20 protein-coding genes and 1 pseudogene are annotated in these 23,280 nt (G+C 58.7%); 8 read left to right on the top strand and 13 right to left on the bottom strand.

Annotated features, from left to right (window positions below):
* Nucleotides 1-88: 88 nt before the first annotated feature.
* From CSK29544_RS14640 to CSK29544_RS14625, 4 genes are all read right to left on the bottom strand, one after another.
* Entirely contained in the window at nt 89-589 is a 501-nt protein-coding gene (locus tag CSK29544_RS14640) for a YciE/YciF ferroxidase family protein (RefSeq protein WP_004385277.1), read from the bottom strand.
* Between the two features lie 195 nt (nt 590-784).
* Nucleotides 785-2,482 (bottom strand): methyl-accepting chemotaxis protein, encoded by a 1,698-nt coding sequence (locus tag CSK29544_RS14635; protein WP_029039389.1) that lies wholly within the window; start codon nt 2,480-2,482, stop codon nt 785-787.
* 174 nt (nt 2,483-2,656) lie between these two features.
* On the bottom strand, nt 2,657-3,775 hold the full coding sequence (locus CSK29544_RS14630) for an S-(hydroxymethyl)glutathione dehydrogenase/class III alcohol dehydrogenase (protein WP_007901873.1): 1,119 nt from the start codon (nt 3,773-3,775) through the stop codon (nt 2,657-2,659).
* A gap of 31 nt (nt 3,776-3,806) precedes the next feature.
* Entirely contained in the window at nt 3,807-4,082 is a 276-nt protein-coding gene (locus CSK29544_RS14625; protein ID WP_004386881.1) for a metal/formaldehyde-sensitive transcriptional repressor, read from the bottom strand.
* 379 nt (nt 4,083-4,461) lie between these two features.
* Between CSK29544_RS14625 and CSK29544_RS23110 the strand changes: the two genes are divergently transcribed.
* Nucleotides 4,462-4,944 carry a DUF2778 domain-containing protein gene (locus tag CSK29544_RS23110; RefSeq protein ID WP_015386700.1) on the top strand — a complete coding sequence of 161 codons (483 nt, stop codon included), beginning with the start codon at nt 4,462-4,464 and terminating at the stop codon, nt 4,942-4,944.
* Nucleotides 4,945-5,300: 356 nt separating this feature from the next.
* On the opposite strand, the gene CSK29544_RS14615 is transcribed toward CSK29544_RS23110, so the two are convergent.
* On the bottom strand, nt 5,301-5,525 hold the full coding sequence (locus tag CSK29544_RS14615; protein WP_029039387.1) for a DUF2188 domain-containing protein: 225 nt from the start codon (nt 5,523-5,525) through the stop codon (nt 5,301-5,303).
* 351 nt (nt 5,526-5,876) lie between these two features.
* Between CSK29544_RS14615 and CSK29544_RS14610 the strand changes: the two genes are divergently transcribed.
* Nucleotides 5,877-6,236 carry a hypothetical protein gene (locus CSK29544_RS14610; protein ID WP_007868045.1) on the top strand — a complete coding sequence of 120 codons (360 nt, stop codon included), beginning with the start codon at nt 5,877-5,879 and terminating at the stop codon, nt 6,234-6,236.
* Nucleotides 6,237-6,257: 21 nt separating this feature from the next.
* Here CSK29544_RS14610 and CSK29544_RS14605 read toward each other — a convergent pair whose 3' ends face one another.
* Together CSK29544_RS14605 and cybB are read right to left on the bottom strand one after the other, a co-directional pair.
* On the bottom strand, nt 6,258-7,583 hold the full coding sequence (locus CSK29544_RS14605) for an MFS transporter (RefSeq protein WP_007901870.1): 1,326 nt from the start codon (nt 7,581-7,583) through the stop codon (nt 6,258-6,260).
* Nucleotides 7,584-7,744: 161 nt separating this feature from the next.
* Nucleotides 7,745-8,275: a cytochrome b561 gene (cybB, locus tag CSK29544_RS14600; RefSeq protein WP_004388361.1), complete on the bottom strand. Its 531-nt coding sequence runs from the start codon at nt 8,273-8,275 to the stop codon at nt 7,745-7,747.
* Nucleotides 8,276-8,375: 100 nt separating this feature from the next.
* Here cybB and CSK29544_RS14595 point away from each other — a divergent pair, with 100 nt between their 5' ends.
* A complete protein-coding gene (locus CSK29544_RS14595) occupies nt 8,376-9,296 on the top strand; it encodes an alpha/beta hydrolase (RefSeq protein WP_007901868.1) in 921 nt (306 codons plus the stop codon).
* Nucleotides 9,297-9,330: 34 nt separating this feature from the next.
* Here the strand turns inward: CSK29544_RS14595 and aldA are convergent, their stop codons facing one another.
* The 4 genes from aldA to CSK29544_RS14575 all read right to left on the bottom strand — a co-directional run bounded on the left by aldA (nt 9,331) and on the right by CSK29544_RS14575 (nt 12,794).
* Nucleotides 9,331-10,770, bottom strand: coding sequence for an aldehyde dehydrogenase (gene aldA, locus CSK29544_RS14590; protein ID WP_029039386.1), 1,440 nt, complete (start codon nt 10,768-10,770; stop codon nt 9,331-9,333).
* A 204-nt stretch (nt 10,771-10,974) separates the two neighbouring features.
* Nucleotides 10,975-11,778: a YdcF family protein gene (locus CSK29544_RS14585; RefSeq protein WP_007901856.1), complete on the bottom strand. Its 804-nt coding sequence runs from the start codon at nt 11,776-11,778 to the stop codon at nt 10,975-10,977.
* Nucleotides 11,779-11,914: 136 nt separating this feature from the next.
* Nucleotides 11,915-12,322 carry a FosA family fosfomycin resistance glutathione transferase gene (fos, locus tag CSK29544_RS14580; protein ID WP_029039385.1) on the bottom strand — a complete coding sequence of 136 codons (408 nt, stop codon included), beginning with the start codon at nt 12,320-12,322 and terminating at the stop codon, nt 11,915-11,917.
* Nucleotides 12,306-12,794: a GNAT family N-acetyltransferase gene (locus CSK29544_RS14575; RefSeq protein WP_007901852.1), complete on the bottom strand. Its 489-nt coding sequence runs from the start codon at nt 12,792-12,794 to the stop codon at nt 12,306-12,308. Before CSK29544_RS14575 ends, fos begins: the two co-directional genes overlap by 17 nt.
* A 188-nt stretch (nt 12,795-12,982) precedes the next feature.
* Between CSK29544_RS14575 and CSK29544_RS14570 the strand changes: the two genes are divergently transcribed.
* From CSK29544_RS14570 to CSK29544_RS14550, 5 genes and pseudogenes are all read left to right on the top strand, one after another.
* The gene (locus CSK29544_RS14570) at nt 12,983-13,414 is read left to right on the top strand and encodes a MarR family winged helix-turn-helix transcriptional regulator (RefSeq protein ID WP_004388354.1); all 432 of its coding nucleotides are present in this window, start codon (nt 12,983-12,985) and stop codon (nt 13,412-13,414) included.
* On the top strand, nt 13,414-15,069 hold the full coding sequence (locus CSK29544_RS14565) for an MFS transporter (RefSeq protein WP_004388353.1): 1,656 nt from the start codon (nt 13,414-13,416) through the stop codon (nt 15,067-15,069). The genes CSK29544_RS14570 and CSK29544_RS14565 overlap by 1 nt, the downstream gene beginning before the upstream one ends.
* A gap of 37 nt (nt 15,070-15,106) precedes the next feature.
* Nucleotides 15,107-16,189 carry an HlyD family secretion protein gene (locus CSK29544_RS14560; protein ID WP_012124667.1) on the top strand — a complete coding sequence of 361 codons (1,083 nt, stop codon included), beginning with the start codon at nt 15,107-15,109 and terminating at the stop codon, nt 16,187-16,189.
* Nucleotides 16,189-17,613 (top strand): efflux transporter outer membrane subunit, encoded by a 1,425-nt coding sequence (locus tag CSK29544_RS14555; RefSeq protein WP_029039384.1) that lies wholly within the window; start codon nt 16,189-16,191, stop codon nt 17,611-17,613. The genes CSK29544_RS14560 and CSK29544_RS14555 overlap by 1 nt, the downstream gene beginning before the upstream one ends.
* A gap of 39 nt (nt 17,614-17,652) precedes the next feature.
* Nucleotides 17,653-18,325 (top strand): annotated as a pseudogene (locus CSK29544_RS14550) (O-methyltransferase).
* 177 nt (nt 18,326-18,502) lie between these two features.
* Here CSK29544_RS14550 and CSK29544_RS14545 read toward each other — a convergent pair.
* Together CSK29544_RS14545 and hrpA are read right to left on the bottom strand one after the other, a co-directional pair.
* Nucleotides 18,503-19,009, bottom strand: a complete 507-nt coding sequence (locus CSK29544_RS14545; RefSeq protein WP_007896963.1) for an REP-associated tyrosine transposase — start codon at nt 19,007-19,009, stop codon at nt 18,503-18,505.
* Between the two features lie 347 nt (nt 19,010-19,356).
* Entirely contained in the window at nt 19,357-23,262 is a 3,906-nt protein-coding gene (gene hrpA / locus CSK29544_RS14540) for an ATP-dependent RNA helicase HrpA (protein WP_007896958.1), read from the bottom strand.
* Nucleotides 23,263-23,280 lie beyond the last annotated feature (18 nt).

Genomic DNA, 23,280 nt, shown 5'->3' with positions numbered 1-23,280 from the left:
TTTCTTTTTGCGCAGGCATAAAAAAACCCCCGGTAAACCGGGGGTTGGGCGCGTTGCGCTTTGAGGGTAAAGCGCAGGTAAGCGGGGGTTACGCCGCTTTAGAGGCTTTCGCGTTAATCGCCGTTTCTGCGATGGTGGTCAGCTTGCCGTCGGTGGATTTCTCCTCCTCAAGCGTGGCTGCCAACAGTTTTTTCGCGTCTTTGTAGCCCAACTGTTCTGCCAGGGTGCAGAGCGTGCCGTAGGCGGCAATTTCATAGTGCTCCACTTTCTGCGCGGCGGCGATAAGGCCTGCGTCACGCACCGGGCCCTGCTCGATTTCGTCGATCACTTCCTGACCTTCTTCAATCAGCCCTTCCATCGCCACGCATTTGATGCGGCGCAGTTTGAGCTCAGGCACGCTTTCCACCACCTGATCGATGCGTTCAATCTGGCCCCGGGTTTCCTCGAGGTGAGCGCGGAATGCCGCGGCTAGCTTTTCATCAGAAGCCGCGCGTGCAAGCTTCGGCAGAGCGCGGGTCAGCTGTTTCTCTGCGCTATAGGTGTCTGAAAGTAAATGTACAAAAAGATCCTGAGCGGTTTTGATCTGCATCTCTTGCCTCCATAGGGTTGTCAAAAGTAAAGCCCTTTAAGCATGGACAAGGAATGCGGAAATAAGCCAGGCGGCAAACGCGAAAAGTGATACAGCATAATCCGAAAACGGTGCGCCAAAAAAAAGCCGCTCACGGGAGCGGCAAAGGTCAGGCTAAGAGTATGGCGACGGGCAGACTGCGCTGCCCTTGATAGATCAGAAGGTTTCCCAGTGCTCGCTTTGGGCGAGCGCCGCGCGCGGCACGACCGGTGCCAGCGGCTGTGCGGCAGGCGGTTGCGGCTCGTTTTTACGCGCGGCTGAAGCGCCACTTAAGCGGAACGCGCCGACGGCCTGGGTGAGACGTCCGGCCTGCTCCTCAAGCGATACCGCCGCGGCCGACGCCTCTTCCACCAGCGAGGCGTTCTGCTGCGTCACGTTGTCCATTTCGGCGATGGCCTGCGCCACCTGCTCAATGCCCTGACGCTGTTCATCCGACGCTGCCGCGATTTCCAGCATGATGTCGGTCAGACGTTTCACCGCCTCGACGATGCCTTTCATGGTATCGCCCGCGTTGACGACTTCGCTGGAGCCGCGATCGATGAGCGCCACCGATTCGCTGATAAGCCCTTCAATCTCTTTCGCCGCCTGAGCGCTGCGGCTCGCCAGCGTGCGCACTTCGCTGGCGACGACCGCGAAGCCACGGCCCTGCTCGCCCGCACGCGCCGCTTCCACCGCGGCGTTAAGCGCGAGGATGTTGGTCTGGAAGGCGATGCTGTTAATCACCGCCGTGATTTCAGAGATTTTCTTGGAGCTGCTGGAGATATTGCCCATCGTGGTGACGACACCGGAGACAATCTGCCCGCCGGTGGTGGCTTTGCCGGAGGCGTCCTGCGCCAGTTTGCTGGCGTGGTGGGCGTTATCGGCGTTCTGTTTCACGGTGGCGGTCAGCTGTTCCATGCTGGCGGCAGTCTGCTCAAGCGCGGCGGCCTGCTGTTCGGTGCGTGAAGAGAGATCGGTGTTGCCCGCAGAGATTTCGCTGGTGCCCTGGTAAATCGCCTGCGCGCCTTCGCGCACGGCGCTGACGGTTTTCACCAGCGATCGCTGCATCATCTGCAAATGCTGACTCAGGCGGCCGATTTCACTGCGCCCTGTCGCCTCTTCCGGCAGCGTCAGATCGCCGCTGGCGATAGTTTCAATGCGCGTCGCCGCATGTTGCAGCGGAACGATAACCACGCGACGCAGGACCACGAAGGTGAGCAGCGACATTACCAGCGCGACAATAAACGCGGCGACCATCACCATCAGGCTAAAATGGGTGCGGCTGCTGGCGTCACTGCGCAGTTGCTCAACGCGCGCGGTGCGGCTCGCCAGCGCTTTCGCCAGCACCTGATTGTAGTCGTCGTCAAGCTTGCGGGCGGTTTCGTTTTCATGTTCGATAATCGCTTCGAACATGCCGTTTTTGGCATATTTCAGCATCGGCGCAAGGCCGCTGATGTAGGCGTCGTAACGGGCTTTCAGCTCGCTGTCGAGCGCCGCTTCGGAATCCGCGTGCGTCTCGCGATCCATATACTGTTTAAAGCCAACGTTGGCCTGCGCTATCGCTTTTTCCGCATCGGCGATGTTGCGCTTCATCGCGTCCATTTCCGCGACACGGCTGGCCGCACCGGCGTGGATCATATTAATACGCGCCGTGCGAAGCTGGTTGGCGCTGTCCGCAAGCCCACTGCGGATCTGTATTTCCTGCGTTACGTTGTTGAGCGCGCTGTCGCCCTGCATAAGGAAGTATCCAGCCAGCCCGCCGCAAAGCGCGAACAACACCAGAATCCCTCCCAGGATGACGGAGAACAGCGGGACAAGCCGAATGTGATGCCAGAAGCTGAGCGCCCCGGCATCACGGGTTGTTGTTTTATTCATGGCCACGATTTCCCTTTGGGTAAGATGCAATATAGAGTCTTGCCTTTAGGACATCGGCAGAATGGCGTAAACGCTTACCCTTAAAAGCGATACCTGGCTCACAGATTCGAAAAGAGGGGCTAAAGCCGGGGAAAGTGAAGAGGCCAGCGGTCGCTAAGCCGCTGGCAGATAAGGTTATTTGTCGCCGAAGTGGATAACGGTACGAATCGATTTGCCTTCGTGCATCAGGTCAAACGCCTCGTTGATTTTCTCAAGCGGCAGGCGGTGGGTGATAAAAGGATCGAGGCGAATCTTGCCCGCCATCGCGTCTTCCACCATGCCCGGCAGCTGGGTGCGCCCTTTCACGCCGCCGAACGCCGAACCGCGCCAGACGCGGCCTGTCACCAGCTGGAACGGACGCGTTTTGATCTCCTGACCTGCGCCCGCCACGCCGATGATAACGCTTTCACCCCAGCCTTTATGGCAGCATTCCAGCGCCGCGCGCATCACGTTGACATTGCCGATGCACTCGAAGCTGAAATCGACGCCGCCATCGGTCATCTCAACGATAACGTCCTGAATCGGCTTGTCGTAATCCTTCGGGTTAACGAAATCGGTCGCGCCCATTTCGCCCGCCAGCTTGAATTTCTCCGGGTTGGTGTCGATGGCCAGAATGCGCCCGGCCTTCGCCTGTACCGCGCCCTGAATGACCGCGAGGCCAATACCGCCCAGGCCGAACACGGCAACCGTATCGCCCTCTTTGACTTTAGCGGTGTTATGCACCGCGCCGATGCCGGTGGTGACGCCGCAGCCCAGCAGGCAGACTTTATCGAGCGGCGCCTGCGGGTTTACTTTCGCCAGTGAAATCTCCGCGCAGACGGTGTATTCGCTGAAGGTGCTGGTGCCCATATAGTGATAAACCGGCTCGCCGTTGTATGAGAAACGGGTGGTGCCATCCGGCATCAGGCCTTTGCCCTGGGTGGCGCGCACGGCCTGGCAAAGGTTGGTTTTACCGGATTTACAGAACTTACACTCGCCGCATTCGGCGGTATAGAGCGGGATCACATGGTCGCCCGGCTTCAGGCTGGTAACGCCCTCGCCCACTTCCACGACCACGCCGCCGCCTTCATGACCGAGCACCGCCGGGAAGACGCCTTCCGGATCGTCGCCGGAGAGCGTGAACGCATCGGTGTGGCACACGCCGGTGTGGGTAATTTTGACCAGCACTTCGCCCTTTTTCGGCGGCGCGACGTCAATCTCAACGATTTCCAGCGGTTTGCCAGGGCCAAATGCGACTGCTGCACGTGATTTCATAATGTCCTTCCGTTGTAGTGAGTCGTCGTAGTTATTTTAGATAAGCGCGCAAAAGCTGGCCGATTTCCGCCATCCGCTGCGCGCGCTGCTCCGGCGTGGTGTCGCCGCTGACCAGCTCATCTTTTAAGTGAATTTCCACCATTTCGCCCATCAGGCCGTTGGCGGCGCCGCGCACGGCGGCGATTTGCTGGAGGATGTGGAGACAGGGTTCACCCGCTTCCAGCGCGCGCTCCAGCGCCTCCGCCTGCCCGCGAATGCGGCGCACGCGGGTCAGAATGCGTTTTTTATCTTCAGGAGAATGCGGCATGGTTTTCGCCTCATGGATACTATAGGGGGGTATGGTATAGAAGCGCTTCCGACTCTGCAAACGATCATTTTCAGGCGGTGCGTTTTTGTCGGTAGGTAAAACGGATTTGGATAGATGCGCGAACAGTCAATTGAGATGATGAATAAATACAACAAATACAATTCAACCTATTGATTTTAAAAAATTTATAGCACAATAAATCAAAACAATACGCGCTAAAAGCGCCATTTTATTTTTTCTTCTACTTTCAGGATTTTTATGCCTTTTCAATCTTTATATGACTTAACAATCGCCGTTAACGCACCAAACATTTGTTAAAGGTAATCTTACATTTAAGAGTTAAAAATTTTAGCGATAACATTCACATGGAGTGATTGTAATGGATCTACTACGGTGTACTTTCCATCTTAATGGGAATAGTATTGGCACGCTTTCATGTCCGGGTGTCGGTTTTTTCTCAGCTTTTTCTGGTAATAGTTCTGCTACTAATAACCCAAATAAAACGGAGCTAAAAGATATTGGCCCCTTACCGTGTGGGCGTTACTACATTATTTTACGTGGTAGGGGCGGTACCTTTGCCCGATTCAGGGATGATGCAAATGCTTTTTTTACTGGCTCGGATCGCAGCACCTGGTTTGCTTTGTATCGCGACGATGGGAAAATTGATGACAGTACACTTATCAATGGTGTACTTAGGGGAATGTTCCGTCTCCATCCGATTGGTCCAAGTGGGTTAAGTAAAGGATGCATCACGCTTTATAGTCAGCAGGATTTTGATATACTTGCCAGAGCTATTCTCCGAACAAGCGGGAAATACGTAGGAAATTATTTAATAGCGCATGGCGTTATACAGGTTTACTAATGAAATATTTATTAATGATATTTACATGGTTCATTATCTTCATTGTCACGGTGAAGACCCTCTATTTTTTCATACCAGCAACACTTCAGTATACCTTTGCAGAGCACATGGGGTATTATGGCGATGAAAGCGTAATGAACTTTATCTTATATGTTTTTACCTGCACTGCTGTAGTGATCAGTTCACTTATGCTTTATCTCCTGTTTCGCCTTATGAAACGCGAATAAGTTGATGATATTTTAAAACAGCAAGACCTGAGGCACGCAATAGATAAATTTGCATATCAATAAAAAGCAAAATTTGGACGCATTCGTTTTTTAATGAATATAGCCGCGAGTAAAGCGGCTATTTTTACTCTATCCTTTCGATTTTTTTGGATCATCTTTCCTGTGATAAGTTCTTTCTTCCTGGATCCTGCCATCTGATGTGTGAATTTTGACTGACGCTTTTTTATCAGCCATAAAATCCTGGGTCTGTCTAATCAGATCAGCCTTAGTGCCTGCCGTCTTGCTCGGCTTCGTATTACCTTCTTTTTGTAATTTCCACTTATCACCCTCTTTTGTGATGTGATAGTTATCCATATAAAACCTCCTGCATTGTTTATAGACTTACATAGCCATAAGATTTTATTTAAAATGGAAAGTGCCGTTTGTGAAATCGATCTTGTATTTACGAGTCTAGTTTCTCTGCTGTATTTTACTTATCCTACACAGACACGATTCTTTAGCTGTGAATCTCTATGACCTGGTAAGACGAAATTAATGATAGCAAAGTTCTTTTTATCACCAGTAAATTCATCAACTATTTATCTGCCTAAAAATCATTCACCAGTTGTATATATAGCCCTCAACCAAACTAACAGCATGATATATCTCAATACCGACACCTTTGCAGGATGACATAACTGCCGCCCTGTAGAGGACAGGAGTGGTATGAAAAAATTATTGTTAGTGGCTTTACTCGCGATCTTCCCCCCATCCGTTTACCCCTTCGCGTTTGACAACAGTGTGCTGATGCTGCGCTGCCCCGGCAGGGAGACCATTGAAGTGATACTGCATCGCTATGAACATACGCAGGAGGCGTGGGGCCGCGATCATTTTGAAACCGGCGGCGGACGCACGCAGCGGGGAAGTTTAGTGATTTTCCCGTTCGCGAATCTGGACAGCATGGTGTATGACCAGATGACGCAGTCGTTCGGCTTCTGGTATCAGCGTGAAGCGAGATTCGTCCACTGCCAGCTTTTGAGCCTGCGCAACGCCTGGCCGGTGGATCTCCCGGTGTTTCGGGAATAAACCCGGCCAAAGCGTAGAGGTTTAGCGCCGCAGCGGCAGTCCGGCAGTTTCGCGAGCGCGCATCACGGTAATAAAAGTGATCAGCGCCGCGCCCATGACATAAAACGCAGGTGAGAAAAGATTACCGGTGGAAGCGATGAGAAACGCCGAGAACCACGGCGTGATGCCGCCGAAAAAGGCCACCGACAGGTTATAAGCGACCGACAGCCCGCCGTAGCGCACGCTGGTCGGGAACAGTTCGGCCATCGCTGCGCTGCACGCGCCGTCAAAGGCGGCGATAAACGCGCCCAGCAGCAGCATCGCGAGCACGGCGGAGAGCATATCGCCGTTCGCCATCACCATCAGCGCCGGATAGGTAAAGAGGATAAACCCGCCGCAGCCTGCAAGCATCAGGGGCCTGCGGCCATAGCGGTCGGAGAGCCAGCCCATAAACGGCACCAGGACCGCGATGCCGAACAGTCCGATGGTCGTGATGGCGTAAGCGTCGAGCTTGCTGAAGTGCATCTGCGTTATCAGGTAGCCCGGCATAAAGGTTTGCAGCATCCAGTGGCCGACCGCTTTGATAACCACAAACCCGACGCAGAACAGCAGCGCGCCGCGGGCGCTTTTAAGCGTACTGCGCAGCGGCGCGGCCTGTGTGGTGCCTGCTTTCGCCGCCGCCTGGAATTCGGGCGTGTCTTCAAGGTGCGTTCGCAGGTAAAGCCCTACCCAGCCGAGCGGCCCGGCGATCAAAAACGGAATGCGCCAGCCCCAGTCGTTCATCGCGGTTTCGCCAAGACTGGCGGTCAGTAAAAATACCAGCCCGGAGCCCGCCACAAACGCCATAAAACCGAAGTTATCGATCCAGCAGGTGAAGTACCCGCGTTTATCCACTGGGGCATATTCCGCGAGAAACGTGGTCGCGCCGGAGGTTTCGCCACCCGCCGCAAAGCCCTGCACCAGGCGAGTCAGCACCAGCAGCGCGGGCGCCAGCAGGCCAATCTGATGGTACGTGGGGAGCAGCCCCATAATGAAAGTGGCACCGGAAGTGAGCAGAATGACCGTCGCCAGTACGCGCTTGCGGCCAATGCGGTCGCCAAGCGAGCCAAAATAAAGCCCGCCGAGCGGGCGCATAATAAAGCCTGCGCCAAATACCGCGAAAGACGAAAGCAGCGCCGCTGCCGGGTCGCCGGTCTGGAAAAACTGCATCCCGATAATGGCCGCCAGCGTGCCGTAAAGCCCGAAATCGAACCACTCGACAAAATGCCCCACGCCCGTCGCCAGCAGCACCTTTCGCAGTTTACGCGCCAGTTGCGCCTGTTCGTCCACTTCCACTCCTGTCGCTTCACGTTGCACTGACTGCGTCATGGTGACTCTCCCGGCTGGCGCTGATAAGGCGCGAGTGTTTCTATAATAGATATAGATCTATAAGCCGCCGTGACCAGACCGCCCATGTCGCACCGTTCAAAATGTGAGCTAAGCCACGCAGCCCGGCATAAAAAGCCACCCGGATCACACTTCGGCGCGCGCTAATCGCGCTTGCCCGGCATCATGCGCAGCAGCGTGTTGTCTTTCCAGAAGTAGTGATGCGCCAGCGCCGCCGCGGCATGAAGCCCTATGACAAAGTAGCTGAGATTCGCGATAAACGCGTGAATGGCGCGCAACTGCATTTCGAGATCTTCATCCGGCTCGGCGGCCACCGGCATGCTGATGCCAAACGCAAACCACGGGCTGCCGCCATAATATTTGGCAACGATCCCGAGCAGCGGCAGGCCGATAAACATCAGGTAGATGACCAGATGCACCAGATGGGAAAGCCCGATATACATCGCCCGCGGTTTCGGCACGATGGGCGGCGCGGGATATTTAATGCGCACCAGCAGGCGTGTGACCATCAGCACCAGAATCGCGATGCCGCAGCTAAAGTGCGTCCAGATAAAGAGCCGCCCGACAGGACGCGGCACCAGCCCACGCAGCTCCATCGCCGCATAAGCCATAACCACCAGAACAAACACCAGCCAGTGAAGCGTGATTTGCAATGACGTGTATTTACTGCGCATAAGACTATCCTGATTAAACGCAACGAAAACACCAGGATAACGGCTGAAGATTAAATATTCATTAGTTTTCATGCCGCCACCGCATATTAAAGGAGAGCGTATGAATGCCCACGAGGTTCTGTTAACCCGTATGCGCGAAGCGGTCGCGCGCAGCCACGAAATATCCGTCTGGCCACAGGGCGACGCGCCGGGCGCGCGCCAGAGCCACGCGGTGTTCACCCTTGAGGAGCGCCTGACCGGCGACAGCGAGCTTGACCGTTCCGTCACCGGCGTGCGCGCACCGCGTATTGTGGTCTACGCGCCGGAACATCCTAACGGCACCGGCATTCTGGTGACGCCCGGCGGCTCGTACCGCCGCGTGGTGCTCGACAAAGAAGGCAGCGCCATGGCACCCGCGTTTAACGACCACGGCTATACGCTGTTTGTGATGACCTATCGCCTGCCCGCCGACGGCCACGCCGAAGGTGCCGACGCCCCGCTCGCCGATCTCCAGCGCGCCATGCGGCTTATCCGCGCCCAGGCGTCACGCTGGCAACTCGACCCGGATAAACTCGGCGTGCTGGGCTTTTCCGCAGGCGGTCATGCTGCCGCAAGCCTCGGCACCCGCTGGAACGACGTGGTCTACGCGCCGCAGGATGAAACCGACGCGTTCAGCGCCCGCCCGGCTTTTATGGGGCTGGTCTATCCGGTGATGACGATGGAGGAGCCGGTGGCGCACCCCGGCTCGCGAGAAGCGCTTATCGGCACACAGCCCGATGACCGCGCCATCCACCGCTATTCGCCGGAAAAAGCGATCACCCGCGACACCCCGCCCGCGTTTTTACTGCACGCAGTGGATGACCCGGCGGTGAAAGTGGAAAACAGCCTGCTGATGTTTAACGCGCTGCACGCGCAGGGCATGCCGGTGGAGATGCATCTTTTTGAACAGGGGCAACACGGGTTTGGCATTCGCGATGCCCTGGGGCTGCCCGCGCACCTCTGGCCAGCGCTGCTGATGAACTGGATTGAAAGCAAGCTCTGACGCAGCGGGCCGCCCGCAGGCGGCCCTGAAACGGTTAGCTTTGCAGATAGACAACCTGGGTTTGCAGATATTCATGCAGCCCGTGTTTGCCATCCGCCCCGCCGATCCCGGATTTACGCCAGCCCGCGTGGAACCCCTGCATCGCTTCGAAGTTTTCACGGTTGATGTAAGTTTCGCCAAACTTCAGCCCGTTAATCGCTTTCATCGCGGTGGCGAGCGACTGCGTGTAAATCGACGACGTCAGGCCATATTCGCTGTCATTCGCCATCGCAATGGCCTCTTCCAGCGTATCGAACGTGACGACCGGCAGCACCGGGCCGAACGTCTCTTCATGCATGATGCTCATTTCCTGGCGCACATCTACCAGCAGCGTCGGCGGGTAAAAATAACCTTTGCCCTCCACCGCCTTGCCGCCGAGCGCCACCGTCGCGCCCTCGCTGACCGCGCGTGCCACTTTTTCTTTCACGCGCGCCAGCGCAGCCGCGTTAATCAGCGGCCCCATCGCGATATCATCACGCGCTGCCGGATCGCCAAATTTCACCGCGATCAGCGCCTCGCCAAGCGCGCTGACAAAACGGTCATAAATGCCCTTTTGCACATAAACGCGTTCGGCGCAGTTACAGACCTGACCGGAGTTAATCACGCGCGAATCAACAATCGCTTTTACCGCAAGCGACACATCCGCATCGTCCATCACGATAGCAGGCGCTTTGCCGCCAAGCTCAAGGCAGACTTTGGTGATGTTTTTCGCAGCCGCCATCATGATTTTCTCACCCGCGCCGACGCTGCCGGTCATGCTTACCAGCGCCACTTTCGGGTTACCGGCCAGCTCCTGCCCGACGGTTTCGCCGCGCCCCTGTACCAGGTTAAACACGCCCGCCGGCAGGCCCACGTCATGAACAATCTGCGCAACCGCGATGGCGTTATTCGGCGTGAATTCGCTCGGTTTAATCACAATGGTATTGCCGGTAATCAGCGCAGGCGCCATTTTGCGGGCGATCAGGAAGAACGGAAAATTCCACGGCAGAATGCCGGTGGTAACGCCGAGCGCGCGCTTAAACACCAGAATATTTTCGCCCGGCCGGTCGCTTTGCAGGATTTCGCCTTCATAACGGCGCGCCCATTCGGCCATATAGTCGATGTAATCCGCCGTGAAGCTGACTTCAACGCTCGCGAGCTGCTGCGTTTTGCCGCCTTCCGCCACAATCAGCGCGTTGATTTCCGCCGCCTTTTCGCGGATGCCGGCGGCGATTTTACGCAGCCATCCGGCGCGCTCGATGGTGGGCAACGCCTCCCAGCCCGCCTGCGCGCGGGCGGCGGCGTCAATGGCGCGGCACGCGTCCTCTGCCGTTCCGTCCGGGATACGGGAAATCAGCGCCTCTGTGGCGGGATTCACGACATCGATCCACGCCTCGCCCTGCCACTGAACGAACTGACCGTCGATATACATCGGATGTTGTACGGGTGCTGTCATCGCATGCTCCTGCTGTCGCATTGGTTTTTAACAGGTGAATTAATTGTTAAAAAACTACGAGCAGCAAATGCGTATACGAAGCGTTTTGGCTGAAAATGTGAATCAGGTCGGGAAAAACGGCGGAGATCCCGCCGGGAGATAACAATTATTCAACATGCATCTGCCCGTTTGCGCCATAAATCGCGCAAACGGGCAGCCGGGCCATCAGGCGAGCGACCGATGACGCAAAAAGCTGGTGAGCTGCGGCTCCTCGTGCAGCGCCTGCCAGGCGTTCAGCACGTCAGACGGGATCACCACTTCATCAATGAAATCACGGCCCGCCGGGCCGTAGCCGTCTGCGTCGTTACGCAGGCGCGGGATCTCCCCCAGCACCAGCGACAGATACCGCTCTACCGGCCAGAGCCCTTCCGACGGCTCGCGGAACTGCACCGCCCTGGCACCATTTTCCAGCACCGGCTGAACGCCGAGGTAACTCAGCCACTCCGTCGGGGTCGGCGCGTCGCGCCAGGCGCGGGTAAAGGTGGCGTGGGTACGGCGCTGCATGGTCGGGTCCTGAATCAGCACCGCGCGCGCAGGCAGTTCACCGCGCGCATCCAGCAGCTCGCGGGTAAAACGGGCGTTCTCGCCACAGTTGGTGGATTTTTCTTCGACGATAATCTGCTCCTCCGGCACCTCATGAAACTCGCGGGCGATACGGGCGAGTATTCCCGCCTCCGTAAGGCCGGTGGTGCGCAGATGGTTGTAGCGTGGATGCTGCGCCACGGCGGCATAGAGGAACGTGGTCGAGTGACCCAGCCCGCCGGTTATCAGCAGCGGCAGCCCGCTCTCTTTAGCCAGACGCGCGGCGGCGTCCACGGTGGGCAGAACGGCGTTACCCGCCAGCACAATCAGCTCAGCGTCCCCGGCAGCAGGAGCGGCGGCAAAATCGTTCCGGGCGAGCCACGCGCCGATGAGGTTAACACGCTGCAGCGTGCCTTCCGACAGCAAAGGAAAAGGCATCATGTTCATGGTCACCTCCATAGTCAAAGCCAGCATCCAGCGTACCGACTGGCGTTCGGCTCCCCTACCGGAGAGCTCCTAATCTGCGATATGCCCGACAATCACCGCACCGCTTATCGTGCGCGTGATAGAAAACACGCGGTGATTAATCATAAAACCGCATCCCCTTATAGGGCTCGGCACGGCAGGCGGCGAGCCGGGTGGCGAGGCTGCCGACGTGCAGTTCGAGCTGATGCCCGTCCGGGTCGAGGAAATACCAGGAGTCGCCCTCGCTGCGGTTGGTTTTCCAGGTTTTCACGCCCGCGGCGTTGAGTTTATCCACCATTAACGGGAAATCCGTCTCGCTCACGGTAAAGGCATAATGCGTGTAGTCCGCCGCAGGCTGCCCGGCGCTGTCATCCTGCGACAGACAGAGCCAGAGATCGCCGCAGGAGAGATACGCCCCGCCGTCCCAGCGCGCATGCAGCCGCAGCCCCAGCAGCGAGTGGTAAAATGCCAGGCTTTGCGCCACATCGCGCACGGCGAGCGTCAGATGATTAAGCCCGCTGAGCATCATCTTCGCCTTCTTCCTGAAGTGGTTTTGCGAAGCAGACCGCATCCTCCTGCCCGACATAGCGCCCGTAGTTGTCGATAATCCCGTAACCGCGGCGCAGGTAAAACTCTACCGCGCGCGGATTGGTGCGCCGCGTCTCAAGCCACGCCTGATCGTAACCAGCGTCGCGCGCGAAGCGCTCCGCCGCGCTTAATAACTGGCTGCCCGCGCCGGGGTTATCCGGCAGCGCGAACAGGCGTTTGATTTCGGCGATGCCCGGCTTCAGAGGCCGACAGGCCACACAGCCGATGGCCGTGCCGCTGGCGTTGCGCGCCAGTAAAAAGGTGGCCCCCTCAGCGCGCACATCGTCATTATTAAACGACTGCCTGCCCGAGCTGCCAGTCAGCGCGGCCAGCGTTTCAGAGAGCGCCGCCAGCAAAACGATAGCGTCAGGGTGCGTCGGGTCGCGCGGTTCAATCAGGTAATCAGGCATCTTTCCCTCTCATTCATGCGGCGTCAGGCCGCATCAGAGCATAGCGCAGCGGCAATGGGTGTGGCTGCAATTCAGACAACGCGTCGCGATACATTCACAATATTTTTTAAAGATTAATTTACATTCACTTGAATTATCAAAATGGCGCGCTCTAGAATAGTTAGAGCACTAACGATTGGATAACCGCCGTGGATACGCGTGACCTGACTTTCTCACATTTGCTGTGGATGACCGCCCACCACTGGCGGCTCGCGATGGATCGGCGGCTGAAAGGGCTTGGCATGAGCCAGGCAAGCTGGGTGGCCGTCGCCGCGATTGCGCGCCATGAAACGCCGCTGTCGCAGGGTGAGCTGGCACAACAGCTCGGCGTGGAGAGCGCGACGCTGGTGCCATTGCTGAATCGCCTGGTGGAACAGCAACTCATTGAGCGCGTGACGCCGCCCGGCGATCGCCGCAAACGGCTTCTGGTCGCCACACCACAAGGCCAGGCGCTGTTTGAAAAGGTGAAAGTCGAGGCAGATAGCCTCAGGGAGACTATCCTTTCCACCATTCCCCCGGAAGAACTGGCCGTCACGCGTCGCGTACTGGACCGTTTGTTGCAGGAAATTGAAAAACAGTAATGCGATCGGTGAAACACGACCCTTATGCGCCACGCGAGTGGGCGCCCCATGAAAAACCGATGCTGCTCGGCTCGCCGTCGACGCCGCACCATGCGCCCTGGAAGCGCATCGCCTATGGCATCGTCGGGCTGCTGGTGTGTCTTACCGGCGCGCTCGGTAACGCGATGGTCACGGCGAACCTGCAAAATTTACAGGGCACCTTCGCCGCCTGGTCGACGGAAATCGCCTGGCTGCCCGCGGTTTACGTTATGACCAACGTTTCTATCAACCTGCTGCTGGTGAAATTTCGCCAGCAGTACGGGCTGCGCGCTTTTACCGAAGGGTTTCTGGTGCTCTATGTGCTGGTGACGTTTTTCCATCTGTTCGTTAACGATCTCAACACCGCCCTCATGGTGCGTGCCGCGCACGGCATGGTAGGCGCGGCGCTGAGTTCGCTCGGCATTTATTACCAGATCCAGGCCTGGCCCGCGAAGCATCGCCTGAAGGCGCTCACCATCGGCATTACCGGCTCGCAGCTCGCGATCCCCATCGCTCGCCTCTTCTCCACCGAGCTGTTGCAACTTGAAGAGTGGCGCGGTCTGTATCTGTTCGAACTGGGGCTGGCGATGATTTCGCTCGCCTGTGTGATTGCGCTAAAACTGCCGCCGGGCGATCGCCGCAAAGTCTTTGAGAAAAAAGATTTTATTACGTTTCTGCTGATGGCGCCCGGCATGGCGCTGCTCTGCGGCGCGCTGTCGCTCGGGCGGCTCGACTGGTGGTTTGAAGCGCCGTGGATAGGCTGGGCGCTTGGCGCGTCGCTGGTGCTTATCGTCGCCGCTATCACGTTCGAGCATAACCGCACGAATCCGCTGCTGAACACCCGCTGGCTCTCCAGCGGCAGTATCGTGCGCCTCGGGCTGATTATGGTGCTGATCCGCATCGTGCTGGCGGAGCAGAACACCGGCGCCATCGGCTGGTTGCAGTATATCGGTTTGCAGAATGAGCAGATGACGCACCTGGCGCTGGCGATCCTCGCGGGCGTGATTTGCGGCATCGTGACCAGCGCGCTCACTATTAACCCGCAGAAAACCGTCTGGCCGATTATGGTCTCGCTGGCGCTGATGATCATCGCCTCGCTGATGGACAGCCAGGCCACCAGCCAGACCCGCGCCGACCAGATGCTGATAAGCCAGTTTATTCTGGGCTTTGCCAGCGCCTTTTTCCTGGCCCCGGCGATGCTCGCGGGCATTGGCGGGGTTATCGCCGATCCGCGCAACCTGGTGAGTTTTTCCGTTCTGTTCGGCATGAGTCAGAACCTGGGCGGGCTTATCGGCTCGGCGCTGCTCGGCACGTTCCAGACCTGGCGGGAGAAATATCACTCCAGCCTGCTCGCCGACCAGCTCACCTCGCTAAGCCCGCTGGTGAACGAACGACTCGCGCAGTACAGCCAGATCTGGAGCAATCTGCTTAACGACCCGACGCTGCTCAATGCGCAGGCGGTGCAGCAGTTGCAGACCGTGACCAGCACCGAGGCGAATATTCTGGCCTATAACGATACCTGTCTGCTGACGGCGGCCATTGCCGCCTCGACGCTGTTGTGGATTTTCTGGCGGCTTATCCGCCTGCGGCTCGCCGCACGCCGTGCCCTGAAGCAGGCGATGCAGAGCGGCCAGTAACCTGACGATTTTTTGACTGACATATTCTGGAGTAGTGATGAGCCAACAAGGCGCCCCCACCCCCGCGTCGCCGGAAAAAAACAACCTGCGCGTGGTCTCCTTCTTCGCCGCTGGTGCCATCGGGCTGGTTGGCCTGCTGGTGATCCTGTACGCCTGGCAGCTTCCGCCGTTTACCCGTCACGCTGCCTCGACCGATAACGCCTACGTGCGCGGCATGACGACGTTTATCAGCCCGCAGGTAAACGGCTATATCACCGCCGTCAACGTGCAGGATTTCGCGCATGTGAAACAGGGCGACGTGCTGATGACCATCGATGACCGTATCTACAAACAGCGGGTGCATCAGGCGCAGGCGACGCTCGCCATGCGCGAGGCGGCGCTGGCTAATAACCTGCAACAGCGCCGCAGCGCCGAGGCGACCATCGCCCAGAATAAAGCGGCGCTCGCCAGCGCCCGCGCCCAGAGCCTGCATAACCAGGCCGATTTACGCCGCGTGAAGGAACTGACGCAGGACGGCTCGCTGTCGGTGCGCGAGCGCGACGCCGCCATCGCCAGCGCCGCGCAGGGCAGCGCCAGCGTAGAGCAGGCCGCCGCCCAGCTAGAGGTGTCGCGCCAGAATCTGCAAAGCGTGATTGTGAACCGCGCGTCGCTGGAGGCGGATGTGGAAAACGCCCGCGCGGCACTGGAGCTTGCGCAAATCGATCTGCAAAACACCCGCATCATTGCCCCGCGCGACGGCCAGCTCGGGCAGATTGCCGTGCGCCAGGGCGGCTACGTGACCGCCGGTACGCGACTCACCTCGCTGGTACCGCCGCAGAACTGGGTCATCGCCAACCTGAAAGAAACGCAGCTTGCCGACGTAAAAACCGGCCAGTCGGTCACATTCACCGTGGACGCACTCAACGATGAAAAATTCGAAGGCCGCGTGCAGAGTATCTCTCCGGCAACCGGCGTGGAATTCAGCGCCATCACGCCCGATAACGCGACCGGCAACTTTGTGAAAATCGCCCAGCGTATCCCGGTGCGCATCGAGGTGCTGGGCGACGCCGAGAAACGCGCGCGCCTGCGCCCCGGCATGTCGGTACAGGTAACCATTAACACCCGCAGCGAGGCGAAATGATGCGCCGCGCTCTGACTCTGCTGACAACCGCCCTCCTGCTCGCGGGCTGTCATTCTGGCAACGTGGAGCAGGCTCGCCCCTCGCTCATCATTCCGCCCGCCTGGCGCGCCGCTGTCGGCCCGTCCTCGCCCACAGAAGGTTTCTGGTGGCGCAATTTTCACGATTCGGCACTGAACCGCTATGTGGATCAGGCGCTGCGCTACAACAGCGATGTGCTGCTCGCCCGCGAGCGCGTTAATCAGTATCAGGCGCAGGTACAGGCGGCCCTTGGCGATCGGTTCCCGACGCTTGACGCGGGTTTCAGCGCCGGTCGCAGCCGTTCGCAATCGGCGGCGACCGGCCTGCCGGTGTATGGCGATCTCTACAAAGGCAGCCTGAACGCCAGTTATAACGTCGATATCTGGGGCCAGTACGCCAGCGCCGCCGACGCCGCAAAGGCGAGCCTGGAGGCGCAGAAAGCCGCCGCCGCGGCCGCCAGCCTGACGGTGGCCTCGCAGGTCGCGAGCGGCTATATCACCCTGCTGGCACTGGATGAGCAGCTTCGGGTGACGCAGTCGACGCTTAGCGCGCGCGAGGACGCGCTGAAGCTGGCGAAACGCCAGTATGAAACCGGCTATAGCTCTCGGCTGGAGCTGATGCAGTCGGAATCTGAACTGCGCGCCACGCGTGCGCAAATCCCGCAGATTCAGCACCAGATAACCCAGCAGGAGAACGCGCTCAGCATTCTCATCGGCCAGAATCCTGGCCCGATCGCGCGCGGCGGTGAATTTGACGCTTTAAGCCCGCTCACGATTCCGTCTCAGTTGCCGTCGTCGTTGCTGAACCGCCGCCCGGATATCGTTCAGGCCGAACAGACGCTGGTGGCGAGCGACGCGCAGCTGAAAGTGGCCCGCGCGCGCCTGCTGCCGGGCATTAATCTCACCGCGTCGGGGTCGCTGCAGGAGAATACGCTGCCGGAACTGCTCGCCAATCCGCTGCGGCTCTGGAGCGTGGGTGCCAGCGTTCTCGCGCCACTGCTCAACCGCGAGGCGCTGAATGCGCAGGTTGACGTGACAACGTCACAGAAAAATCAGGCGCTTTACAGTTATGAGAGCACGGTGCGCAATGCCTTTAAGGAAGTGAACGACAGTCTGGACGCGGTGCAGCGTCTTGGGGAACAGCTCGTTGAGTTACAGGCGCAGGAGCAGGCGGCGCAGGAGACGCTGCGCATTGCTCACAACCGTTACCAGAACGGGTACGCCTCTTATCTTGACGAGCTGGACGCCCGCCGCACGCTGTTTTCGGCACAGCTCAATGTGGTGCAGGTGAAAAATAATCTGCTGCTGGCGCAGGTGGATCTCTATCGCTCGCTTGGCGGCGGGTGGCCGGGTGCCGCTGCGCAAACCAGTAATTACAGCTATGCTGCTAAGGTAGCCAGTCCGTAATTTTATGCGCCTGCACGGCGCTTTCAGGGGAGCGGTTCGATGCAGCAACAATGGCGTGAAGTCGATGAATATCTGATGCAGGCGCTGATTCCCGACGATCCGCTGATGGCGCAGGTGCTGGAGAACAATCGTCTGGCGGGCCTGCCGCCGCATGACGTCTCGCCCTTGCAGGGGCAGTTTCTGGGGCTTTTAGTGATGATGACCGGCGCGAAACGGGTGCTGGAAATCGGCACGCTTGGCGGTTACAGCACGCTGTGGCTGGCGCGTGCGCTGCCGGAGGACGGGCTGGTGGTGACGCTTGAGGCGAGTGCCGAACACGCCGAAGTGGCGGCCGCCAACCTGGCGCTGGCGAGCGTGACGCCGAAAGTGCAGCTGCGCGTGGGGCCAGCGGCGGAGAGCCTGCCGCTGTACGCCGACGAGCCGCCTTTCGATTTGATTTTTATCGATGCCGATAAGCCGAATAACCCGCTGTACCTGGAGTGGGCGTTGACGCTTTCACGCACCGGAACGGTGATTGTAGGTGATAACGTGGTGCGCGACGGTACCGTGACCGATCCACAGAGCGACGATTTGCGCGTGCAGGGCGTGCGAACGTTTATTGAGATGCTCGGCAACCACCCGCGCCTGCGCGCTACCGCGCCTGCGCGCTACCGCGCTGCAAACCGTCGGCAGCAAAGGCTGGGACGGTTTTACGCTGGCGGTGGTGAAGTAATATCGGCGCGGCGGGTGCGCTACGCTTACCCGCCCTACGCACAGGTCAATGTGGGTATTGTAGGGTGGGTAAGCGTAAGCGCACCCACCATTCACAAATCCAGCGCCAGCCCTATTGTAGGGTGGGTAAGCGCAGCGCACCCACCATCACCCAATCCAACCACATCCTAGGACGCGGCTACCTTCGCCGTTCACCAACACAAAACTCCCCGCTATCCCCCGCCCAGGTTTTCGGGTACAACCCCCGTGCCACATCGCGGTGAAACGATGAAAATGGCCATTCGCACACCTCGCGCACCCAACCATGTTTCACCGGATTGAAATAAACATAATCCATGTGCCGCCGCAAATCCTCTTCATTCCGGATACCATGCTCCCAGAAGCGTCGCTGCCAGACCGTGTCTGCCGCACGTGGCGGCGTTAACGCGCGGGTAAACCCTTTTTTAATCTCCTGCCAGCGCACGGAATAATTGTGGTCTCCTTCCGGCAGCGTCCATATGCAATGCATGTGTTCAGGCAGCACCACCCAGGCGTCAATGATGAAAGGATAGCGGCGTTTCACCCGAGCGACCTGCGCACGCAACAGGTCAATGTAACGGCATAACAGGAGGCTGCGACGGTTGCGCAGATTGACGGTGAAAAACCAGGTGTTGCCAGGGATATATAACCTGCGATAGCGGGACATACAGTTCGCCTCCTTCCATGAGACAGGTTGCCGTTTTCATGGTGGGTGCGCTGTGCTTACCCACCCTACGGGGGTTGTCGCGGGTTTATAACATGTGTGGCGGAGGTTCGGTGTTGGGGAGTTTCAGGTTTGCGAGACAGGTTCCGGGAATGGCGGGTGCAGGTTGGTAAGACGGCGGGTGCGCTGCGCTTACGCTTACCCGCCCTACGTGCAGGTTTACGTGGTGTTGCCCGGCGGGTGCGCTACGCTTACCCGCCCTACGGAATACGGTAGGCGTTGTAGGAACTTGTAGGGTGGGTAAGCGCAGCGCACCCACCATAACAATATTCCGCACCCACTGTGCGCAACTACGTCCCGCTCACCTGCTCCATCGCCTGCAACACGCGCTTGTCGGAGACCGGGTATGGCGTGCCGAGCTGCTGGGCGAAATAACTCACGCGCAGCTCCTCGATCATCCAGCGGATCTCCTGCACGTCGTCGTCATCGCGCCGCGCGGGCGGCAGCTTGTTAAGCCACTGCTGCCACGCCTGCTGTACAGCTTCCACTTTGAGCATCTGCGCGCGGTCGCGGTGCGGGTCGACGGCCATCTTCTCAAGCCGTTTTTCGATGGCGTGGAGATAACGCAGCGTGTCGCCGAGGCGCTTATAACCGTTGCCGGTGACAAAACCGCGGTACACCAGCCCGCTCATCTGCGCTTTGATATCAGAGAGGCCGAGCGCCATCGTCATATCCACGCGCCCTTTCAGACGCTTATTGATATTGAACACCGCCGTCAGGATCTGCTCGACCTGCTTTGCGATATCCACCACGGTGTCGTTCAGTTCCGCACGCACTTTATCGTGAAGCTGCGCAAAGCCCGCTTCGCTCCATACAGGCCCGCCGTTTTCGGCGATAAGCTTATCGACGCCGCAGGAGATGCAGTCGTCAATCAGATCCAGCACCTTGCCGTACGGGTTGAAATAAAGCCCGAGCTTCGCTTTGTTCGGCAGTTTCTCATGCAGATACTTAATCGGCGACGGAATGTTAAGCAACAGCAGACGGCGCAGCCCGCGCCACATGGCGTGTTGCTGCTCCTGCGGGTTATCAAACAGCCGGATGCCGACGCTCTCTTTCTCATCCACCAGCGCCGGGAACGCTTTCACCTGATAGCCGCCGCGCTTCTGCTCATAGCGCTCGGGCAGCGTGCCGAAGCTCCAGATATGCAGCCCGCTCTGCTCGATGCCGTCATCCGCCACCGCTGAAAGGGTTTCCTGCACTTTCTCTTTCAGCCCCTCTTTCAGCGCGTGGAGATCTTTGCCCTCGCGCAGCTTGCGGCCCTTCTCATCCACCACCCGGAAAGTCATTTTAAGATGATCGGGCACCTGTTCGGCCTGCCACGCCTCGCGGTCAATCGTCACGCCGGTCATACGGCGCAGTTCGCGCTCCAGCGCGTCCAGCAGAGGCAGTTCCAGCGGCGTAACGCGGCCTAAAAACGCCTCGGCGTAGTTAGGTGCCGGAACGAAATTGCGGCGCACGGGTTTTGGCAGCGATTTGATCAGCGCGATGATGAGTTCGCGGCGCATTCCCGGCACCTGCCATTCGAAGCCCGCGTCTTCCACCTGGTTTAACAGCGGCAGCGGAATATGCACCGTCACGCCGTCGGCGTCGCCGCCCGGCTCAAACTGATAAGTCAGGCGCAGCTTCAGGTTGCCCTGATGCCAGAAGTTCGGGTAATCGAGCTTGCTGACCTTCTCCGCGCCCTCTTTAATCAACATGCTCTTTTCGAAGTTGAGCAGATCCGGCGTTTCACGGCTCGCCTTTTTCCACCAGCTGTCGAAGTGGCGCGCGGAAATCGCATCAACGCTGATGCGCTGATCGTAAAATTCAAACAGCGTGTCGTCGTCCACCAGAATGTCGCGGCGACGCGATTTATGCTCCAGCTCCTCCACTTCGGCGCGCAGTTTCTGGTTTTCGCGGAAAAAGGCGTGACGCGTCTGCCAGTCGCCTTCCACCAGCGCGTGGCGGATGAAAAGCTCACGCGAAAGCACCGGATCGATCTGGCTGTAGTTAACGCTGCGCGCGGCCACGATCGGCAGGCCGTAGAGCGTCACTTTCTCGCTTGCCATCACGGCACCCTGCGCGCGCTCCCAGTGCGGCTCGCTGTATGAGCGCTTAATGAGGTGCTGCGCCACCGGCTCGATCCACTCCGGGTCGATACGCGCCGCGATTCGCCCCCACAGGCGGCTGGTTTCCACCAGCTCCGCCACCATCACCCACTTCGGCGGCTTTTTAAACAGCCCGGAGCCGGGGAAAATGGAGAAACGGGCATTGCGCGCGCCGGTGTACTCCTGTTTATCGGCGTCTTTCATGCCGATGTGCGACAACAGCCCGGTCAACAGCGCCGTGTGCACTTCGCGGTAGCCCGCCGGTTCGCTGTTCACCGGAATGCCAAGCTCTTTGACCACCTGGCGCAGCTGGGTGTAGATATCCTGCCATTCGCGCACCCGCAGATAATTAAGGTAATCGGTACGGCACAGGCGGCGGAACTGATTGGACGACAGCGCCTTTTGCTGCTCGCCGAGGTAGTTCCACAGGTTCACGAAGGCCAGGAAATCGGACTCTTTATCGTGGAAGCGGCGGTGTTTCTCATCCGACGCCTGCTGTTTATCGAGCGGACGCTCGCGTGGGTCCTGAATCGACAGCGCGGAGGTGATGATCATCGCCTCGCGCACGCAGCCATGCTTTTGCGCCTCCAGCACCATGCGCGCGAGACGCGGGTCCACCGGCAGTTGCGACAGCTGACGGCCCAGCGGCGTCAGTTTATACACTGACGCCTGCGCGTCGGTGGTGATAGCGCCCAGCTCTTCCAGCAGACGCACACCGTCCTGAATGTTGCGCTTATCCGGCGCTTCGACAAACGGGAACGCGGCGATATCGCCAAGCCCCAGCGCCGTCATTTGCAGAATGACGGACGCCAGGTTGGTGCGCAGGATTTCCGGGTCGGTAAATTCCGGGCGCGAGAGGAAATCGTCTTCCGAATAAAGGCGGATACAGATCCCTTCCGAGACGCGCCCGCAGCGGCCTTTACGCTGGTTGGCAGACGCCTGCGACACCGGCTCAATCGGCAGCCGCTGCACTTTGGTGCGGTAGCTGTAACGGCTGATGCGCGCCGTACCGGGGTCTATCACATATTTAATGCCCGGCACGGTCAGCGACGTTTCGGCGACGTTGGTCGCCAGCACAATGCGTCGCCCGGCATGCGGCTGGAAGACGCGGTTCTGTTCGCTGTTGGAGAGCCGCGCATAGAGCGGCAGCACCTCGGTGTGCGGCAGGTTGAGTTTCATCAGCCCGTCAGCGGTGTCGCGGATTTCACGCTCGCCGCTCATAAAGATCAGGATATCGCCCGGCCCTTCGCGGCCCAGCTCTTCCACGGCGTCGAAAATCGCCTGCAGCTGGTCCCGCTCGGTATCGTCTGCTTCTTCCACAATCGGGCGGTAGCGCACCTCAACCGGATACGTACGGCCAGAAACTTCGATAATCGGCGCGTTATTAAAGTGGCGCGAGAAACGCTCAGGATCGATGGTCGCCGACGTAATAATAACTTTCAGATCCGGGCGCTTTGGCAGTAGTTCGCGCAGGTAACCCAGCAGAAAATCGATGTTCAGGCTGCGCTCGTGCGCTTCATCGATGATGATAGTGTCGTACTGCATCAGCAGGCGATCCTGCTGGATTTCCGCCAGCAGGATACCGTCGGTCATCAGCTTAACCATGGTGTTGTCGCTGACGTGATCGCTAAAGCGCACTTTATAACCGACGCAGCCGCCCGGCTCGGTTTGCAGCTCTTCGGCGATGCGGTTCGCCACGGTACGCGCCGCGAGACGACGCGGCTGGGTGTGGCCGATAAGCCCTTTTACCCCGCGCCCAAGTTCCATGCAGATTTTCGGCAACTGGGTGGTTTTCCCGGAGCCGGTCTCCCCCGCCACGATCACCACCTGATGGTCACGCACGGCATTGAGGATGTCCTGTTTCTTCTGGCTGACCGGCAGGTTTTCCGGGTATGTAATCGCCGGGCGCGCCGCTTCGCGCAGCAGGACTTTCCCTGCCGCCTCGCTCATCTCCTGAGAGAGCTGTTCGAAAAGCGCCTGCTGAGATTCAGTATTTTTAATCTTTTTAGCCCCGTGGAGGCGACGGGCGAAGCGGCTTTTATCGCGCAGCATCAGCGAGTCGAGACGTGCCATCAGGGCGGAGAGAGTAATATTTTGTTTTTCCATCATTGTGTTATACGGCCTGTG

Origin of the sequence: Cronobacter sakazakii (genome assembly GCF_000982825.1) — a bacterium.
Classification (GTDB): domain Bacteria; phylum Pseudomonadota; class Gammaproteobacteria; order Enterobacterales; family Enterobacteriaceae; genus Cronobacter; species Cronobacter sakazakii.
This window is presented reverse-complemented; position numbering and strand designations above follow the sequence as displayed.

Bases quoted from the DNA above. Each gene is read 5' to 3' on its own strand.
- CSK29544_RS14640 (WP_004385277.1), bottom strand. From the start codon at position 589: ATGCAGATCAAAACCGCTCAGGATCTTTTTGTACATTTACTTTCAGAC.
- CSK29544_RS14635 (WP_029039389.1), bottom strand. From the start codon at position 2,482: ATGAATAAAACAACAACCCGTGATGCCGGGGCGCTCAGCTTCTGGCAT.
- CSK29544_RS14630 (WP_007901873.1), bottom strand. From the start codon at position 3,775: ATGAAATCACGTGCAGCAGTCGCATTTGGCCCTGGCAAACCGCTGGAA.
- CSK29544_RS14625 (WP_004386881.1), bottom strand. From the start codon at position 4,082: ATGCCGCATTCTCCTGAAGATAAAAAACGCATTCTGACCCGCGTGCGC.
- CSK29544_RS23110 (WP_015386700.1), top strand. From the start codon at position 4,462: ATGGATCTACTACGGTGTACTTTCCATCTTAATGGGAATAGTATTGGC.
- CSK29544_RS14615 (WP_029039387.1), bottom strand. From the start codon at position 5,525: ATGGATAACTATCACATCACAAAAGAGGGTGATAAGTGGAAATTACAA.
- CSK29544_RS14610 (WP_007868045.1), top strand. From the start codon at position 5,877: ATGAAAAAATTATTGTTAGTGGCTTTACTCGCGATCTTCCCCCCATCC.
- CSK29544_RS14605 (WP_007901870.1), bottom strand. From the start codon at position 7,583: ATGACGCAGTCAGTGCAACGTGAAGCGACAGGAGTGGAAGTGGACGAA.
- cybB (WP_004388361.1), bottom strand. From the start codon at position 8,275: ATGCGCAGTAAATACACGTCATTGCAAATCACGCTTCACTGGCTGGTG.
- CSK29544_RS14595 (WP_007901868.1), top strand. From the start codon at position 8,376: ATGAATGCCCACGAGGTTCTGTTAACCCGTATGCGCGAAGCGGTCGCG.
- aldA (WP_029039386.1), bottom strand. From the start codon at position 10,770: ATGACAGCACCCGTACAACATCCGATGTATATCGACGGTCAGTTCGTT.
- CSK29544_RS14585 (WP_007901856.1), bottom strand. From the start codon at position 11,778: ATGAACATGATGCCTTTTCCTTTGCTGTCGGAAGGCACGCTGCAGCGT.
- fos (WP_029039385.1), bottom strand. From the start codon at position 12,322: ATGCTCAGCGGGCTTAATCATCTGACGCTCGCCGTGCGCGATGTGGCG.
- CSK29544_RS14575 (WP_007901852.1), bottom strand. From the start codon at position 12,794: ATGCCTGATTACCTGATTGAACCGCGCGACCCGACGCACCCTGACGCT.
- CSK29544_RS14565 (WP_004388353.1), top strand. From the start codon at position 13,414: ATGCGATCGGTGAAACACGACCCTTATGCGCCACGCGAGTGGGCGCCC.
- CSK29544_RS14560 (WP_012124667.1), top strand. From the start codon at position 15,107: ATGAGCCAACAAGGCGCCCCCACCCCCGCGTCGCCGGAAAAAAACAAC.
- CSK29544_RS14555 (WP_029039384.1), top strand. From the start codon at position 16,189: ATGCGCCGCGCTCTGACTCTGCTGACAACCGCCCTCCTGCTCGCGGGC.
- CSK29544_RS14545 (WP_007896963.1), bottom strand. From the start codon at position 19,009: ATGTCCCGCTATCGCAGGTTATATATCCCTGGCAACACCTGGTTTTTC.
- hrpA (WP_007896958.1), bottom strand. From the start codon at position 23,262: ATGATGGAAAAACAAAATATTACTCTCTCCGCCCTGATGGCACGTCTC.